This window comes from Serratia fonticola (genome assembly GCF_001006005.1).
Taxonomy (GTDB): Bacteria; Pseudomonadota; Gammaproteobacteria; order Enterobacterales; family Enterobacteriaceae; genus Chania; species Chania fonticola.
Genome location: NZ_CP011254.1, coordinates 1162630 through 1181034, shown reverse-complemented (window position 1 = coordinate 1181034; position 18405 = coordinate 1162630). Strand labels below are relative to the sequence as shown.

The 18405-nt window shown below is 53.3% G+C and carries 12 protein-coding genes and 2 pseudogenes; 10 read left to right on the top strand and 4 right to left on the bottom strand.

Features of this window, described 5'->3' with window-relative positions; all coding sequences use genetic code 11:
* Nucleotides 1–126 precede the first annotated feature (126 nt).
* The gene (gene acuI, locus WN53_RS05170) at nucleotides 127–1107 is read right to left on the bottom strand and encodes an acrylyl-CoA reductase (NADPH) (protein WP_024483775.1); all 981 of its coding nucleotides are present in this window, start codon (nucleotides 1105–1107) and stop codon (nucleotides 127–129) included.
* Nucleotides 1108–1402: 295 nt separating this feature from the next.
* Between acuI and csrD the strand changes: the two genes are divergently transcribed.
* From csrD to tldD, 9 genes are all read left to right on the top strand, one after another.
* Nucleotides 1403–3334 (top strand): RNase E specificity factor CsrD, encoded by a 1932-nt coding sequence (gene csrD, locus WN53_RS05165; RefSeq protein ID WP_024483774.1) that lies wholly within the window; start codon nucleotides 1403–1405, stop codon nucleotides 3332–3334.
* A gap of 322 nt (nucleotides 3335–3656) precedes the next feature.
* Nucleotides 3657–4700, top strand: coding sequence for a rod shape-determining protein MreB (mreB, locus tag WN53_RS05160; RefSeq protein WP_021180765.1), 1044 nt, complete (start codon nucleotides 3657–3659; stop codon nucleotides 4698–4700).
* Between the two features lie 96 nt (nucleotides 4701–4796).
* On the top strand, nucleotides 4797–5789 hold the full coding sequence (gene mreC, locus WN53_RS05155) for a rod shape-determining protein MreC (RefSeq protein WP_024483773.1): 993 nt from the start codon (nucleotides 4797–4799) through the stop codon (nucleotides 5787–5789).
* Nucleotides 5786–6274: a rod shape-determining protein MreD gene (gene mreD / locus WN53_RS05150; protein ID WP_024483772.1), complete on the top strand. Its 489-nt coding sequence runs from the start codon at nucleotides 5786–5788 to the stop codon at nucleotides 6272–6274. The genes mreC and mreD overlap by 4 nt, the downstream gene beginning before the upstream one ends.
* A gap of 10 nt (nucleotides 6275–6284) precedes the next feature.
* Nucleotides 6285–6869: a Maf family protein gene (locus WN53_RS05145; protein WP_024483771.1), complete on the top strand. Its 585-nt coding sequence runs from the start codon at nucleotides 6285–6287 to the stop codon at nucleotides 6867–6869.
* An 85-nt stretch (nucleotides 6870–6954) separates the two neighbouring features.
* On the top strand, nucleotides 6955–8424 hold the full coding sequence (rng, locus tag WN53_RS05140) for a ribonuclease G (RefSeq protein WP_021180761.1): 1470 nt from the start codon (nucleotides 6955–6957) through the stop codon (nucleotides 8422–8424).
* Between the two features lie 213 nt (nucleotides 8425–8637).
* Nucleotides 8638–12450, top strand: a complete 3813-nt coding sequence (gene yhdP, locus WN53_RS05135) for an AsmA2 domain-containing protein YhdP (protein WP_024483770.1) — start codon at nucleotides 8638–8640, stop codon at nucleotides 12448–12450.
* Nucleotides 12447–13304 (top strand): deaminated glutathione amidase, encoded by an 858-nt coding sequence (nit1, locus tag WN53_RS05130; RefSeq protein WP_024483769.1) that lies wholly within the window; start codon nucleotides 12447–12449, stop codon nucleotides 13302–13304. The genes yhdP and nit1 overlap by 4 nt, the downstream gene beginning before the upstream one ends.
* Before the next feature lie 7 nt (nucleotides 13305–13311).
* Entirely contained in the window at nucleotides 13312–14757 is a 1446-nt protein-coding gene (gene tldD, locus WN53_RS05125; protein WP_024483768.1) for a metalloprotease TldD, read from the top strand.
* 514 nt (nucleotides 14758–15271) lie between these two features.
* Here tldD and WN53_RS05120 read toward each other — a convergent pair.
* The 3 genes and pseudogenes from WN53_RS05120 to WN53_RS05110 all read right to left on the bottom strand — a co-directional run.
* Complete coding sequence (locus tag WN53_RS05120) at nucleotides 15272–15667, bottom strand: hypothetical protein (protein WP_024483767.1); 396 nt, start codon at nucleotides 15665–15667, stop codon at nucleotides 15272–15274.
* An 84-nt stretch (nucleotides 15668–15751) separates the two neighbouring features.
* Nucleotides 15752–16663, bottom strand: a complete 912-nt coding sequence (locus tag WN53_RS05115; RefSeq protein WP_024483766.1) for a toll/interleukin-1 receptor domain-containing protein — start codon at nucleotides 16661–16663, stop codon at nucleotides 15752–15754.
* 650 nt (nucleotides 16664–17313) lie between these two features.
* A pseudogene (locus WN53_RS05110) lies at nucleotides 17314–17795 on the bottom strand (nucleoside hydrolase); the annotation flags it as partial.
* A gap of 42 nt (nucleotides 17796–17837) precedes the next feature.
* On the opposite strand from WN53_RS05110, the pseudogene WN53_RS05105 reads away from it, so the two are divergent.
* Nucleotides 17838–18359: pseudogene (locus WN53_RS05105) on the top strand (metallopeptidase TldD-related protein); the annotation flags it as partial.
* Nucleotides 18360–18405: the final 46 nt, after the last annotated feature.

The window sequence follows — 18405 nt, the reverse complement described above, 5'->3', positions numbered from 1 at the left end:
CCGCAAGTGATGGTGTAAGCATGGCGTGAAAGCCAACTTTCTGCGAGAGGGGGGATGTAAAGAGAGGTAAACAGAAGGTAATTTCTTGTGGGGAAAAAGCAGGCGCCGGATGCGGCGCCCCACAGATTATGAACGGATTTTTACCAGGGTGCGGCCAGTGATCTGATTGTTCATTAGCGCGGTAGCCGCGGCGGGCACGTCTTCCAGCTGAATTTCCTGCGTTGCTTGCTCATAGAAGCTCTCTGGCAGAATACCGGCCAGACGTTCCCAGGCGGTTTGGCGACGATGCAGCGGCGTGAGCACAGAATCAACGCCTTGCAGACGCACGTTACGCAAGATAAACGGCATCACGGTAGTCGGCAACTGGTAGCCTCCCGCCAGGCCGCAGGCGGCAACGGTGCCGTTGTAATTCATCTGCGCCAGCACGCGAGCCAGCAATTTGTCGCCGACGGTGTCAATGGCGCCGGCCCACAGCTGTTTCTCCAGCGGGCGCGGTGTTTCAATATATTCGCTACGGGGTAGCACGGTTTTGGCACCGAGGGATTTCAGATAGTCGGTATTGCTGTCGCGCCCGCTGATGGCGGTGACGCTATAGCCCAGAGCGGACAGTAGGGCGACCGCTGTGCTCCCGACGCCGCCGCTGGCTCCGGTGACCAGAACGTCGCCGTCCTCCGGTTTCACTCCGCCTTCTTCCAGTGCCATCACGCACAGCATGGCGGTAAAACCAGCGGTGCCGAGGATCATCGCTTTACGTTCACATAGCCCTTGTGGCAGTGGTACCAGCCATTCGCCGCTAACGCGGGCCTGTTCGCCCAACCCGCCCCAGTGATTTTCGCCAACGCCCCAGCCGGTGAGCACTACGCTCTGGCCTGGTTTAAAACGCGGATCTTTGCTGCTGTGTACCAGGCCTGCAAAATCGATACCAGGCACCATTGGGAAGTGGCGAATGATTTTCCCCGTGCCGGTGATCGCCAGGGCATCTTTATAGTTGAGACTGGACCAATTGACGTCGACCGTCACATCCCCTTCTGGCAACTGCTCACTATCAATATTCTTGACTTGTGCCAGGGTTTTTTCGCCATCTTGTTCCAATAATAATACGCGCATGCATCGTTCCCCGCTTTTTCATATATTATATGAATGTATAGTTCAGTATTGTCTGACTATATGCATAATAAAAAAGCCTGTCCTGATAAAGGACAAAAAAAGAGTGTTTAATGGTTTTCTTCGTCGGCTAGGCTTGATAGCTTTGTAAGCGCTAACCTGATGCCTGGCAAAGAAATTGAAGTCGCTTCATGATTTTTAATATCAGGGTATTGCGTTGTTTTCAATCGAGCAGGAACGGGGCCTTGGCACATCAAAAGGTGGCTCTTCATTTTATCATCGCGCAGAAGGCACAGGGATGAGATTTACAACCAAACTCTCTGCTCTAATCACCCTGCTCGTCGCATTGGCTATGTTCTTGATGCTGATGGGGTGTTCATACAGTTTCTTTTACGTGACCCAGGAGCGCCTAGAGCGCCGTTTTGAAGCCCTGGCCACTTCCATCGATCAGGCAATGCTGCTTCAACCTCTGCAGGCTCAGGATAACTGGCTGCCCTTGGTGATGCGGCCGCTAGGCATCGTTGCGATTCATGTCGATACCGAAACCAGCAACCTTTTCTCCTACAGCCTGCCGACCATCAAAGCCCCTTGGGCATCGCTGGCTGGCTACCGCCAAACCTCGTTAACCATGATGCATCACCCCGGCACCCGGGTAAATGTCACCTACCTCGATCCGTTCGCCAGCGACGTGCGTTCCTTGCAGTCCACAGCGGCGGTCACGCTGTCAATCGTCATCATGGTGGTGATCCTGCTGTTCAGCTTACGCTGGCTGCGTGAACAGGCGGTAGGTGAAGATCGCCTGGAGCGCCGAGCGCGGCGCATTCTCAACGGCGAGCGTGAACAGGTGCTGAAGGGAGACGTTCGCGAATGGCCCGCCAGCGTCAGCGGTGCGTTGGATCGCCTGCTGGCCGATTTGGCCGAAGCACGTGAGGAGCGTAGCCGGGTAGATACCCTGATCCGTGCTTTTGCCGCTCAGGATGCCAAAACCGGCCTCAATAACCGGCTGTTCTTTGATAATCAGCTCACTACTCAGCTGGAAGATGTCGGGTCACACGGCATCGTCATGATGGTGCGCCTGCCAGATTTCGATACCCTGCGTGAAATTCACGGCAATGCAGCGGTGCAGGAGCTGATGTATTCGTTGGTCAACCTGCTGTCCACTTTTGTCATGCGCTATCCTGCCGCCTTACTGGCCCGTTACTTCCACAGTGATTTTACCGTTCTGCTGCCACACCGCACGCTGAAAGAAGCGGACGGCATCGCGGCGCAGCTGGTCAACGCGATCGACTCCTTGCCCTCAACGGCGCTGATTGACCGTGAGGCGTTCTTGCATATTGGTATTGTGGCCTACCGCAGCGGGCAGACCACGGAAGAAATCATCGATTACGCCGAACAGGCGACCCGCCACGCCGTACTGCAAGGCGAAAACGGCTGGTACGTCTATGATAGCGATGTGCCAGAGAAAGGGCGCGGCAGCGTTAAATGGCGCACGCTGCTTGAACAGGTGCTGGCCCGCGGCGGCCCTCGCTTATATCAAAAACCGGCGGTGACGGTGGAAGGTGATGTGCATCACCGCGAAATCATGAGCCGGATTTATGATGGCGCACAGGAACTGTTGCCTGCCGAGTATATGCCGCTGGTCAATCAGCTTGGCTTGGCGGAAAGCTATGACCGCCAGCAGATGAATCGGATTATTCCTTTATTGGCACTGTGGCCGGAAGAGACGCTGGCGTTTCCACTATGCGTTGATTCATTATTGCAGCGCAGTTTTCAACGTTGGCTGCGCGATACCCTGTTACAGTGTGAAAAAAGTCACCGCAGGCGAATTCTGATTGAACTTGCAGAGGCAGATGTGTGTCAACATATCGACCGTTTGCGTCCGGTGCTGCGATTGCTGACCGGATTGGGCTGTCGTCTGGCGGTTTCTCAGGCCGGGTTGACGGTGGTGAGTACCTCTTATATCAAGTCGTTACCGGTGGAGATCGTCAAGCTTCACCCTGGGTTGGTACGGAGTATTGACCGGCGGGATGAGAATCAGCTGTTCGTTCAGAGCCTCACCGGTGCCTGCGAAGGCACTCAAGCGAAGGTTTTTGCCGCCAGCGTGCGTACGCGCAACGAATGGCAGACGCTGAAAGACCGCGGGATCCTAGGTGGGCAGGGGGACTTTTTCGCTTCTCCAGAGCCGATCGATATAGCTCGCAAAAAATATTCGCGTCGATATCGTGTTTAACCTGATGACCGGGCAAAAATTAACGTAGAATGGCCCGTCTTTTCCTGTGGGCGTCAGTAGGTGCTTACCACCGGTGACAATCAGGAAAAATGTTAGATTTTATGAGCTGTGTTACTGCCGTTTGGTACGTTGATTTGGTGGCTAGCTGAGCCTTTGTTGAGGGATATCAGGCCCCATTCGCTTTCCGTGCATTCGGTCACAAATAACGCAGACTAATTTTCACCGAAGTAGGACGTTTTTGCGCCTTGTCGCTGCTTCGTGTGGTTGGTAAAGTAGGCGGATTTTATTTTCCGCCCCCAGCTTGCAGGATTATCCTTTCGTTATGTTTAAGAAATTTCGTGGCATGTTTTCTAATGACTTGTCCATCGACTTGGGTACCGCCAATACCCTGATTTATGTTAAAGGACAAGGCATTGTACTGAATGAACCGTCGGTGGTTGCCATTCGTCAGGATCGTGCCGGCTCACCCAAGAGCGTTGCGGCCGTAGGTCATGACGCCAAGCAGATGCTGGGGCGTACGCCTGGCAATATCGCGGCTATTCGCCCAATGAAAGACGGCGTGATCGCCGACTTCTTTGTCACCGAAAAAATGCTGCAGCATTTCATCAAGCAGGTTCACAGCAACAGCTTTATGCGCCCTAGCCCGCGCGTACTGGTTTGCGTACCTGTTGGTGCCACCCAGGTTGAACGCCGTGCAATCCGTGAGTCCGCTCAGGGTGCAGGCGCGCGTGAAGTCTTCCTGATTGAAGAGCCTATGGCTGCGGCGATCGGTGCGGGTCTGCCAGTATCGGAAGCCACTGGCTCCATGGTGGTTGATATCGGTGGTGGTACCACTGAAGTGGCGGTGATCTCGCTTAACGGCGTGGTGTACTCCTCTTCCGTGCGTATCGGCGGCGACCGCTTTGACGAAGCCATCATTAATTACGTGCGCCGTAACTACGGTTCACTGATCGGTGAAGCTACTGCAGAACGTATCAAGCACGGCATCGGCTCGGCCTATCCGGATGACGAAGTGCGTGAAATTGAAGTGCGTGGCCGTAACCTGGCTGAAGGTGTGCCGCGTGGCTTCACCATGAACTCCAATGAAATTCTCGAAGCTTTGCAGGAACCTCTGACCGGCATCGTCAGCGCGGTCATGGTTGCGCTGGAACAGTGCCCGCCGGAACTGGCTTCCGACATCTCCGAACGCGGTATGGTGCTGACCGGTGGTGGCGCATTGCTGCGTAACCTGGATCGCCTGCTGATGGAAGAGACCGGTATCCCGGTCGTGGTGGCTGAAGATCCTCTCACCTGTGTGGCTCGCGGTGGTGGCAAGGCGTTGGAAATGATCGACATGCATGGCGGCGATTTGTTCAGCGAAGAATAGTGAGCAGCCCCAGAATGGAGGGATCGTAGCGGATGACGGCATTAACCTGGCATCTGGTGCGTTCCTCTTTCTGTTGTCGAGGAACGTGCATAATTTATGAAGCCGATTTTTAGCAGGGGGCCTTCCCTGCAACTACGACTTTTCCTGGCAGTGATCGTGGCGATTGCACTGATCGTTGCCGACAGCCGGCTCGGTACGTTCGTTAAAATACGAAACTACATGGACACCGCCGTCAGCCCTTTTTACTTCTTGGCTAACGGGCCGCGTAAAGTTTTGGACAGCGTATCGGAAACGCTGGCTACCCGCCAACAGCTAGAGCTGGAAAACCGTGCTCTGCGGCAGGAACTGTTACTCAAAAACAGCGATAATCTTCTTCTTGGCCAATTCAAACAGGAAAATGCCCGTTTGCGTGAGCTGCTGGGCTCGCCGTTGCGCCAGGACGAACACAAAATGGTCACTCAGGTGATCTCCACCGGTTCAGACCCCTATAGCGATCAAGTAGTGATTGATAAAGGGTCGGACAACGGGGTTTATGAAGGCCAGCCGGTTATCAGTGATAAAGGCGTGGTCGGGCAGGTGGTGGCGGTGGCTAAAATGACCAGCCGCGTCCTGCTGATCTGTGATGCTTCCCATGCGTTGCCGATCCAGGTATTGCGCAATGATATCCGGGTGATTGCCGCAGGCAGTGGCTGTACGGATGACCTGCAGCTGGAACATTTGCCGGGCAATACCGATATCCGCGTCGGGGATGTGCTGGTCACCTCCGGTTTGGGTGGCCGCTTCCCAGAAGGGTATCCGGTAGCTGTGGTGTCCTCGGTAAAAGTGGATAACCAACGCGCCTATACCGTGATCCAGGCGCGGCCAACCGCTGGTCTGCAACGCTTGCGCTATCTGTTGTTACTATGGGGCGCCGATCGCAACGGCACCATGCCGCTGCCGCCGGAAGAAGTCCATCGCGTTGCCAATGAACGCCTGATGCAGATGATGCCGCAGGTATTGCCACCGGCTGATGCCATGGGCCCACCGGCTCCGCTGCCCGCTCCCGCTACCGGTACCGTTCAGCCGCCAGCGGTGGGGGCAACCCGATGAATCGCTATCGCAGCAATGGGCGCTGGATTATCTGGCTATCATTCCTGGTGGCATTAGTGCTGCAAATCATGCCGTGGCCGGAGCAAATCTACATGTTTCGGCCATCCTGGCTGCTGCTGATCCTTACTTACTGGGTGATGGCGTTACCCCATCGGGTTAACGTCGGCACCGGCTTTATCCTGGGGCTGATCATGGATCTGATCCTGGGTTCCACGCTCGGCGTACGTGCGCTGGCCATGGGTATCATCGCCTATCTCGTCGCGTTCAAATTCCAATTATTCCGCAATATGGCACTGTGGCAGCAAGCGCTGATCGTTGTGCTGCTATCATTGGCCATGGACGTGGTGGTGTTCTGGGCGGAGTTTTTAGTGATCAACGTCTCTTTCCGCCCCGAGGTGTTCTGGAGTAGTGTGGTCAACGGCGTGCTTTGGCCGTGGTTATTCCTGCTGATGCGTAAGATCCGCCGTCAGTTTGCCGTACAATGAGGTTATAACGATGTTTTCGCTCTATCTTGCTTCCGGTTCCCCCCGTCGTCATGAACTGCTGACTCTGCTCGGCGTACCGTTCGAAGTCATTCTGACGCATACTGAAGAGCAGCGGCAGGAAGGGGAGGCGGCGGAAAATTACGTTCGCCGTCTGGCGCAGGATAAGGCCAGGGCGGGTGTATCCCTGGCGCAACAGGATTGGCCCGTGCTGGGGGCAGATACTATCGTGGTGTTGAACGGCCAGGTGTTGGAAAAACCGCGGGATGAAGAGCATGCGGCGCAGATGCTGGCAGCCTTGTCCGGGAAACAGCATCAGGTGATGACTGCCGTGGCGATCGCCGATAAACAGGGCGTTTTATGCCAGCTGGTGGTCACCGACGTGACCTTCCGCAACCTGTCACCACAGGATATCTGCGACTATATCGCCACGGGCGAACCGATGGATAAAGCGGGCGCTTACGGAATTCAAGGCAAGGGTGGTTGTTTCGTCAGAACGATAACCGGAAGTTATCATGCGGTGATGGGGTTGCCGCTGGTCGAAACACATGAGCTGCTCAGTCATTTTGTCGCATTACGAGAGGTAAGAACCGGTTGATGCCACCACTAGATTTCCCGTCGCCGCGATAGCGTGAGCACAGGAAAGATAAGGGCAGGCGCTACACCGGCTCTGAGGAGAAAGCATGACAGCTGAGCTACTGGTAAATATTACGCCGTCGGAAACGCGGGTTGCCTATATTGACGGCGGCATTCTGCAAGAGATCCATATTGAGCGCGAAGCCAAGCGTGGCATCGTGGGCAATATCTACAAAGGGCGTGTCAGCCGCGTGTTACCCGGCATGCAGGCGGCCTTTGTCGATATTGGCCTGGATAAAGCGGCCTTCCTGCACGCCTCCGATATCATGCCGCACACCGAGTGTGTTGCCGGTGATGAACAAAAGAATTTCTCCGTGCGTGATATCGCCGAACTGGTACGCCAGGGGCAGGACCTGATGGTTCAGGTGGTAAAAGATCCGCTTGGCACCAAGGGCGCACGCCTCACTACCGATATCACTCTACCTTCGCGCTACCTGGTCTTTATGCCGGGCGCTGCTCACGTGGGGGTTTCCCAACGCATTGAAAGCGAAGCCGAACGCGAGCGTCTTAAGCGCGCCGTGGCGGGATATTGCGACGATCTGGGCGGTTTTATCATCCGCACCGCGGCGGAAGGGATCGGCGAAGAAGAGCTGGCGCAGGATGCCGCCTTCCTCAAGCGCTTGTGGACCAAGGTCATGGAGCGCAAAAAGCGTAACCAGACCAAGTACAAACTGTATGGCGAACTGGCGTTAGCGCACCGTATCCTGCGCGACTTTGCCGGGGCGGCGTTGGATCGTATCCGCGTCGATTCACGCCTGACGCATGACCAACTGGTGGAATTTACCGGCGAGTACATCCCGGATATCACCAATAAGCTGGAGCTGTATACCGGCAGCCAGCCGATCTTCGATCTGTACGACGTCGAGAACGAGATCCAGCGCGCGCTGGAGCGCAAGGTTGAATTGAAGTCCGGCGGTTACCTGATCATCGATCAAACCGAAGCCATGACCACCGTGGATATCAACACCGGGGCCTTTGTTGGCCACCGCAATCTTGACGAGACCATCTTCAATACCAACATCGAAGCGACGCAGGCCATTGCCCGCCAGCTGCGGCTGCGCAACCTGGGCGGCATCATCATCATTGATTTCATCGATATGAACAATGATGAACACCGCCGCCGGGTATTGCACTCGTTGGAGCTGGCGCTGAGTAAAGATCGGGTAAAAACCACGATCAACGGTTTCTCTCAGCTAGGCTTAGTGGAGATGACGCGTAAACGCACGCGTGAAAGTATTGAGCATGTGCTGTGTAACGACTGCCCGACCTGCCAAGGGCGCGGAACGGTGAAAACGGTGGAAACCGTCTGCTATGAGATTATGCGTGAGATCGTGCGCGTGCATCATGCTTATGATTCCGATCGTTTCCTGGTCTATGCATCTGCGGCCGTGGGTGAAGCGCTGAAAAGTGAAGAGTCACACGCGCTGGCGGAAGTGGAAATCTTCGTTGGCAAACAGGTCAAGGTGCAGATCGAACCGTTATACAGCCAGGAACAGTTTGACGTTGTGATGATGTAATACCCCTCACCTCAACCCTCTCCCATGGGGAGAGGGAGCTGGTACGGTGTCGTGGTTAAGTATGGTGTTCTTGATGTGGCTTAATAATCTGTGATGGTCAGGTAAATTTCTGCAACTGATAACGAACTCTATCGGTCCCCTCTCCCTGTGGGAGAGGGTTAGGGTGAGGGGCACAAGCGTTAGGTTATATATTTGGTCATTAAGGAGAAATGCGTGAGGCGACTGCCCGGGATCCTGTTAGCCACAGGCGCCATTTTGATAGTTGTTGTGGCGTTGCTGATCAGCGGGTTGCGTCTGGTGCTGCCTGAGCTTAACCACTATCGCCCGCAATTGCTGGAGAAGGTGCAGGCGATCGCCGGGGTGCCCGTCGAAGCCGACTATGTCCAGGGCAGTTGGGAAACCTTTGGCCCAACGCTGGAAGCCCGCAACATCCGTTTGGCCTTGCCAAAAAGCACGATCCAGATCGAGCGGGTCACGCTGGCGCTGGACGTGTGGCAATCCCTGCTGCATTGGCGCTGGCAGTTCCGCGATCTCACCTTCTATCAACTGCAGCTCGATCTTAACACGACGCTCGGGGGTGAAGGCAGTAATGGAAATGGCCTTACCCCAAACGGGGTCAGCGATCTGTTCCTGTATCAATTGGATCACTTTGATCTGCGCAACAGCCGCCTCTCGTTCCTTACCCCATCAGGCTCGCGTGCTGAATTCCACATCCCGCAAATGACCTGGCTCAACAGCCAAAACCGCCACCGCGCAGAAGGTCAAATCAGCCTGACCAGTCTGAATGGCCAGCATGGTGCGGTCCAGCTACGTCTGGATCTGCGGGATGAGCAGGGGTTGCTCAACACCGGCACCATTTATATGCAGGCCGATGAGATCGACATGAAGCCCTGGTTCAGCCGCTGGCTGCAAACCAATACCGGTCTCGAAAGCGCCGATTTCAGCCTGGCCGCCTGGCTCAATATCAAGAATGGTGCAATCTACAGCGGTAATGTCCTGCTTAATAAAGGCACCGCCAGTTGGTCAGCGGGTGGCGATCAACACCGGCTGGACGTCGATAATCTGGCGCTGGCACTGAGCCGTGAGGGCAACGGCTGGCAGGTGCATGTGCCAGCCCTGAACCTGAAAACCGATGGCCAAGCCTGGGCACCGGGAACCCTTACTGCGCTGTGGTTGCCGGAAAATACCCAATTTATCGGGCCAAACCAGAGTGAAGAACTCCGTATCCGTGCCACCGGCATCCAGTTGGAACGGTTGGAAGCGTTGCTGCCTACCTTCTCGTTCCTCAGCCCGGAAGTGCTGGAGCACTGGAAAGACTTACAACCTAGCGGCATGCTCAGGGCGCTGGCGCTGGATATCCCACTGCAACAGCCGGAAAAAACCCGTTTTCAGGCGTGGTGGCAGGATCTGAGCTGGCAACACTGGAAACTGTTGCCGGGCGTCGATCACTTTTCCGGCGCGTTAACCGGGGGCGTGGAAAACGGCCGTCTGACGCTGGGGCTGAACAACAGCACGCTGCCTTATGGCGATATGTTCCGGGCACCGTTGGAGATCGGCCGTGCGAGCGGGGCGTTGACCTGGCAAAACAACGCTCAAGGCTGGCAATTGGCAAGTCAAAGTCTGGATGTACAGGCCAAATCCCTGTGGATTAACGGTGATTTCCGCTATCAGCAACCGGCCAACGGCGAGCCTTGGCTGGATATTCTGGCTGGCATCCGTTTGTATGATGCCGGCGATGCCTGGCGTTATTTCCCTGAACCGCTGATGGGTAAACATTTGGTGGATTACCTCAGCGAAGCGATCCAGGGTGGGCAGGTTGATAATGCTTCCCTGATTTATGCGGGCGATCCACAGCACTTCCCATATGAGAAGAACGAAGGGCAGTTTCAGGTGTTTGTCCCACTACGCCATGCTACCTTCCAGTTCCAGCCGGAATGGCCAGCGCTGGACGATCTGGCGATCGACCTCGACTTTGCCAACAATGGCCTGTGGATGAATGCGCCGCAAACCAAACTGGGCAATGCGACGGGCAGAAACATTAGCGCCGTCATTCCGGACTATAGCAAACAACGCCTGTTGATTGATGCCGACGTTGCGGGGACCGGGCAAGCTATCCACGACTATTTCATGCAGACCCCACTGGATGACTCTGTCGGGGCGGCATTAGATGAGCTGCAGGTGGGTGGCAATGTAAGTGGGCGCTTACATCTGAATATTCCGTTGGACGGTGAGCTGGTTAACGCCAGCGGTGAAGTGACGCTGAATAACAACTCGCTGTTGGTCAAGCCGCTGGAGAGCCAGCTAGAGAGAGTGAGCGGCAAGTTCCGTTTCGACAACGGCAACCTGCAGAGCGATACCCTGACGGCCAACTGGTTTGGGCAGCCGCTGACGGTCAACTTCGATACGCTGGAAGGCAAACAGGATTATAAGGTTAACGTTGGGCTGAAAGGCGATTGGCAACCGGCCAAGGTTGAAGGCCTGCCGCCAGAGTTTGCCAAAAAGCTGGCAGGCAGCGCGGCCTGGCAGGGTAAAGTGGCGATCAACCTGCCGCATAAAGGCGAGCTGAACTATGAGATTGGTGTGAATGCCGATCTGAAAAAAGTAAGCAGTCACTTACCTTCTCCCCTGAATAAAGCCGCAGGGGAAGCGTTACCGGTTAGCGTAAAAGTGAATGGCGGCCTGCAAGGATTTATGCTCAATGGCAGTGCGGGCAAGCAAAACCACTTCAACAGCGAATGGCTGCTGGCCAAACAGCAGGTGACGCTGGCACGTGCCGCCTGGCAAACCGGTGGTTCCACTACCCCAACGTTACCCAAAGATAAATCCCTGGTGCTCAATCTGCCCGCGCTGGATGGCGAGCAATGGCTGGGGCTATTGGCACCGGCGATGAAGCAAAGCAGCGGTGCAGGCAAGGTGGGCAACTTTGTGTTCCCAACCAGCGTAACGCTCGAAACCCCACAGCTGACGCTGGGCGGACAGGCGTGGCATAACCTTCAGCTGGCGGTCGTGCAGCAGTTGGCGGGAACGACCGTCACTGCCAAGGGTAAAGAGATTGATGGTAGTCTGTCGATGCCGGATAAGGGCGTGTGGCGCGCGGATCTCGGCTATCTTTACTACAACCCGCAGTTTGCCAGCGGCGATGGCAGTGCTGGCGGTACCAACCCGTTGGACTCGAAGGAGCGGATCTCTTTCCAGGATTGGCCTTCGCTGATGTTGCGTTGTAAATCCTGCTGGATGATGGGGCAGAATCTTGGCACGGTGGAGGCCGATCTCAAACGTGAGGGGGACTCGCTGGTGCTAAGCCATGGCTTGGTGGACACCGGCTATGGCCGTATGAGCGCCACCGGCCTGTGGAAACAGAACGCTCAGGAAGAGCGCAGTGCATTAAAGGGCAAACTGCTGGGCAGCAAAATCGATCGTACCGCCAGTTTCTTCGGCGTGATCATTCCATTAAAAGACGCACCCTACGATATCGATTTTGATCTGCACTGGCATGGGCAGCCATGGAAACCGCAGATCAACACGCTCAATGGCACGATGAAGGTCGATCTGGGCAAAGGCGAGATTGATAACGTCGGCGGTGGCCGAGCTGGGCAGTTGTTACGCCTGGTCAGCTTTGATGCCCTGCTGCGTAAATTACAGTTCGACTTCCGTGATACTTTCGGTAATGGATTTTACTTTGACTCCATACGCGGCACTATCTGGGCGAAAGATGGCATAATGCATACAGATAACTTTTTGGTGGATGGGCTGGCGGCGGATATCGCCATGAGCGGCCAGATCGACCTGGTGAAACGCCAGATTGATATGCAGGCCGTGATAGCGCCAGAGATCTCGGCGACGGTTGGCGTGGCGACCGCGTTTGTGATCAACCCGATTGTGGGGGCGGCGGTGTTTGCAGCCTCGAAAGTGCTGGGGCCGTTGTGGAGCAAGATCTCGTTTATCCGCTATGACATTACCGGTAGCCTGGACCACCCAAGTATTCATGAGGTGTTGCGTAAGCCAAAAGAGGATAAATCGCCATGAAAAATGCTAACGTTGCGTTATTACAGTTGTGTAGCGGTGAGCAGATACGGGACAACCTGGCCCAGATTGAGCAGCAGATCAAGCAGCTCAATCCCGGGATAAAACTGGTGATGACTCCGGAGAACGCCTTACTGTTTGCCAACTCGGCCGCCTACCGTGAACATGCGGAAACGGAAGGTCACGGGCCGCTGCAGCAGGCGGTGCGTGATATGGCTCGCCGTTATGGAGTATGGTTGCTGGTTGGCTCTATGCCATTGATCAGCCGCGAAGATCCGACACGCATCACCACCAGCAGCCTGCTGTTTGACGATCAGGGCGAAATCCGTGGCCGTTACGACAAACTGCACATGTTCGACGTGGATATCAATGATATCCATGCCCATTACCGCGAGTCGGATACCTATCAGCATGGCCAGCAATTAACGGTGGTTGATACGCCGGTTGGCCGCTTGGGCATGACGATATGCTACGACCTGCGCTTCCCTGGCCTGTATCAGGCGCTGCGCGCGCAAGGTGCGGAACTGATCTCGGTGCCCGCCGCATTTACCCGCGTGACCGGTGAGGCACACTGGGAGATTTTGCTGCGTGCCCGCGCTATCGAGAACCAGTGTGTGATCCTGGCTCCTGCGCAGGTAGGCCGTCACGGGGCCACCCGCCGCACCTGGGGACATTCCATGGTGGTAGACAGCTGGGGCAATGTGCTGGCAGAAAACCCCGACGCGGTCTCCGCGCTGAAAGTGCGCGTGGATACCGGCAAGTTGCATACCATCCGCAAACAGATGCCGGTGATGCAGCACAACCGATTCCAGCCGACGCTGATTGCGCCGGTTGAAAACTCCTCCAATAAAGAGTGAAAAAATTATGAGCCTGTCGTTTGTCAGTGAGCAGTTACTCGCTGTGAATAAGCTGAGTCATCAAGACCTGTTCTCCGTATTGGGTCAACTGGCCGAACGCCGCCTCGATTACGCCGACCTCTATTTTCAGTCCAGCTACCACGAAGCCTGGGTGATTGAGGACGGCATCATTAAAGATGGCTCGTACAATATCGACCAGGGCGTTGGCGTGCGCGCGGTCAGCGGTGAAAAGACCGGCTTTGCCTATGCGGACCAAATCACCCTGAACGCCCTGAACCAAAGTGCACAGGCTGCTCGCAGCATTGTGCGTGACAGCGGCAATGGCAAAGTCCATACGCTGGGCGAGATCGGCTATCAGGCGCTGTATCCTTTGCTCGATCCGCTGCAAAGCCTGCCGCGGGAAGAGAAGATCGCGCTGTTGCACCGGGTAGACAAGGTCGCGCGTGCTGAAGACAAGCGCGTGCAGGAAGTAACGGCAAGCATCACCGGCGTGTATGAGCGGATATTGGTTGCGGCAACGGATGGCACTCTGGCGGCAGACGTTCGCCCGCTGGTGCGCTTCTCCGTCAGCGTGCTGGTGGAAGAAGACGGCAAGCGTGAGCGCGGAGCCAGCGGTGGTGGTGGCCGTTTTGGCTATGACTACTTCCTGGAAGTGGTGGATGGTGAAGTACGTGCCGATGCTTTTGCCAAAGAAGCGGTGCGTATGGCGCTGGTCAACCTATCTGCCGTGGCGGCTCCTGCGGGCACTATGCCTGTGGTACTAGGCGCGGGCTGGCCTGGGGTGCTGCTGCATGAAGCGGTCGGTCACGGGCTGGAAGGCGACTTCAACCGCCGTGGCACTTCAGTATTCAGTGGCCAGATGGGGCAGTTAGTAGCTTCTGAGCTGTGCACCGTGGTGGATGATGGCACCTTGCAAGGCCGCCGTGGTTCACTGGCGATCGATGACGAAGGTGTGCCTGGCCAATACAACGTGCTGATTGAGAACGGCATCCTGAAAGGCTATATGCAAGATAAGCTCAACGCACGGTTGATGGGCGTTGCGCCTACCGGTAATGGCCGCCGCGAGTCTTATGCTCACCTGCCAATGCCGCGTATGACCAACACCTACATGCTGGCGGGCAAGTCGACGCCAGAAGATATTATCGCCAGCGTAGAATATGGCCTGTATGCGCCGAACTTTGGTGGTGGTCAGGTGGATATCACCTCCGGGAAATTTGTCTTCTCTACCTCTGAAGCCTATCTGATCGAAAATGGCCGCGTCACCAAGCCGGTGAAGGGCGCCACGTTGATCGGTTCAGGTATTGAGGCGATGCAGCAGATTTCGATGGTGGGCAACGATCTGGCGCTGGATAAGGGCGTAGGCGTGTGCGGTAAAGAAGGGCAGAGCCTGCCTGTAGGGGTTGGCCAACCTACGCTGAAGCTGGATTCACTCACCGTGGGTGGCACGGCGTAATAAGCGCGGTTTTATGTATCAAGCCCTGACCCTCGCGGGTTGGGGCCAAAGCGAGTTCTTAATCTGTTCTCCATTTTGCTTAGGGATAACCTCAGACTCCGTGAGCACCTTGATCTTTTGGTTGGCGGAAAAGTTCTGCTGTTGTCTCTCTAATGCCAGTGTATATGGCGATGAAAATCGTGGTAATGATAGAGAACACGTAACTCGATCTGTTTGATTACAAAGGTCACATGTTGTTCGGTTGACGAAAGCAAATATTGTCGCCAAGTTTTGGCCTTGATGCCCCCACTTCTTGGGAGGTCTGTGTATCAAAGGTATCTGAGAGACGGCTTATATATTCATCAACTTTAGCTGATGTAATCGTCGTTACTCAATATGACAGTATTCTGCAGTAAAGTTCCGCTAAAATCGGCACGCCTGTATATTTATGAAGGAAGTTTAATATATTATATCAACAGCATAAAAAGCAGAGTGATGAAGGAACTAGACTTTTTTCTGCTGTTGATATATTTATTTATTTTCTCTCACGTATTAAGGTTGCAAGATAATTGATAGTATTTATTTGCCTTTTTTCAAATGCGCTCTGTTGCTCACCATTCTTTAAAGCGAGCATTACGGGCATACCAATGCCTACCAAGCCAATTAGAAACATGGCTCCATCGACACCATCATTTATAAAACTCCATAAAGACAGTGCTAGGCCAAAAAATAACGCGATACCCAATAGGCGAAATGATATTTTGTCAATTCTTGAACGCTCCTCTTTGGCCAGTTTTTGGTGAAGTTTAAGCGAGTGATTCAGTTGCTCTACGTTCATTTGTTCGAAAGGAATATATTCACTCTGAGAACCCTCATTTACTGTAAAGTCACCATTTACAATAAAATCACCTTCAGGTCGAATATCTCTCATATGCATCCTCATTCTTTAAAGCATAATACCGTCTCTATGAAAGTATAGATGTGCTAACGAGTACAACTTCTGTAGCACACCTAGTTAGACTTCTGTGCCCAATATTACTTCTGCAAGTTGCCCCGCTATCTCTTCGATGCTTTGTAAAGACGTATTCAACGCAACCTTGTCAGCAAGTGCTGGGCTAAAACTAATTACTTCATTCTTTGTGATTTTATGCCAGACTGGTAATATCATTTTATGACCGTTCATTTCCCTCGCAACCATCGAGTCAAGTTCATATTGCGGCCAGTTCTTCGAACAAAATGCGGATGATAGAATTACTGTTCCAAATTTGGAATTTACTAAGCCTTGATCGATACTTTTTCTTAGGCTATCTCCGACTTTCAAAGTGAACTCGTCATACCATACTTTAACTCCAATGCTTTCTAGTGTTTCAGCTAGTGGGCGAACAAATTCTTCTTTATCTTCTGAAGCGTGAGAAATAAATAAGTCATATTTCACAGTATTTCCATGTGAAATATTCTGAGGGGTTACCAATGCGTTCACCGAAGTAACCATGTTGGCTGTCTGACTTATTTCGGTTCGTAACCTGCGTTGGTAGTCAATTTGCTCTCTTTGTTGTTTTTTTTCTATCTCTGCAAGTTTTTTTCTTTCTCTTTCGTCGGCTATGGTTTGTTTTTTACGCTCCTTTTCCTCCTCCTTAAGAAGATCTTGCTTGACTTTTAACAACTGTCCCTCTTTCCCTGATAGCGTTTTATACAAATCCGCTTTTTTTACTTGTATCTTGGCTATTTCACCTTGCTTTCTTTGAACTTCAGCGCTCTTACTTTTCAGTGTGTTAAGGCTAGTACTTTTGGTAATGCTTCTTTCAATTTGTCCGATTCGACTATTGCAGTCAGATTCTTTTTTTGTCTCCAAACTTATTTTGTGGTGGATATCTGCAATTTCCTTTTGTAATCTGCTAATTGAACTTGAAATAGTTGATATTGACATATTTACTCCATTGCCGTTTGAAAATAGCATGATAGTCTAATAAAAGCACTGTGCCTACAAGTTGTACAGATTTTAACATAATTAGTACCAATGCAAACTTTACCAGTTGTTCGTCAAACATTTCTGTGACTAAAACGACAAAAAATAAGGTGAGTTTGAGTTTTTACATAGCCCACTTCTAGCACTAGGCACACTGTCCAATATGATTGGAGCCAGTGCAACTACTTTAGCATATCTATAGTTCTCATCTCTATAGAGTCAGCTGTCTTCCATATCCTAGGGTGTTTTTGGCATGAGCTTAATTCCCTTCATCTCTGCTCTAACTTTGACCTTTTATCCGTTGCAAAAAACCATCATTACCCCAAGCGTTCAGTCAAATATTACGTAATTCCTGCAGTTTAGTTCTCGTAATTTTTCCCCTACAAGCGTAGCGGATCATGTAGAACCTTACTTCGTGTCTAGGACTTACCAGATACAACGAAATGTTCAATAAGCTCTCGTAATTTCTATTCAAAAAGACGTTCATATTACGGGTTATATAAAATATTTGTTTTAATTATACTTGGCTACAATAAAATTCACTTGGGTAATGTTTTACTGGTACCAAATCGGCCTGCATCAACCTGTCGAGGGGCATCGATTCAATGGAATTATCGGGGATCACGCCCAGCGATATCCCCGATAATTCCAGCCATCCCCCACTTCTCAACTTCCCCAATCCCCTCCAAAGCATCCACAAATAGATCCCAAAAGGCAGTTTCATCAAGCTTCAGCGCCACCCGAGTATAGCAATCTGCAGGGGACGGGAAGCGGAAGTCCGTGATCGTCATCCCCAATATCAGAGCACCAGTCAGCTCAATATCAATCGGCACCTTCCGCACCGTCATTACGTTAGGATTGATCACATAGGTGATCGTACAAGGATCGTGTATCTGTGGAGAAGTGAACCCCTGCGCCTGTTTATATATGTTGTCGAAGAGCTCGGGCAGTTCGAGCACAAACTTGATTTGCCCGCGGCCAATGGCGGTGATGCGGGGGCGTGGCCAGCGTTTGATGCGTTAGATCCATTTCAACCTAACGGCCAGAACTCGTTGAATACGATATGTGCGGCTTCCGGAGTGATTTTGATATTAATGGTGGTGAGCAGCCAGTGGCAAAAGGTACGCCGGTGATATTGGCGATCGATGACGAAGGTGTGCCTGGTCAATACAACGTGCTGATTGAGAACGGCATTCTGAAAGGCTATATGCAAGATAAGCTCAACGCACGGCTGATGGGCGTTGCGCCTACCGGTAATGGCCGCCGCGAGTCTTATGCTCACCTGCCAATGCCGCGTATGACCAACACCTACATGCTGGCGGGCAAGTCGACGCCAGAAGATATTATCGCCAGCGTAGAATATGGCCTGTATGCGCCGAACTTTGGCGGTGGTCAGGTGGATATCACCTCCGGGAAATTTGTCTTCTCTACCTCTGAAGCCTATCTGATCGAAAATGGCCGCGTCACCAAGCCGGTGAAGGGCGCCACGTTGATCGGTTCAGGTATTGAGGCGATGCAGCAGATTTCGATGGTGGGCAACGATCTGGCGCTGGATAAGGGCGTAGGCGTGTGCGGTAAAGAAGGGCAGAGCCTGCCTGTAGGGGTTGGCCAACCTACGCTGAAGCTGGATTCACTCACCGTGGGTGGCACGGCGTAATAAGCGCGGTTTAATGTATCAAGCCCTGACCCTCGCGGGTTGGGGC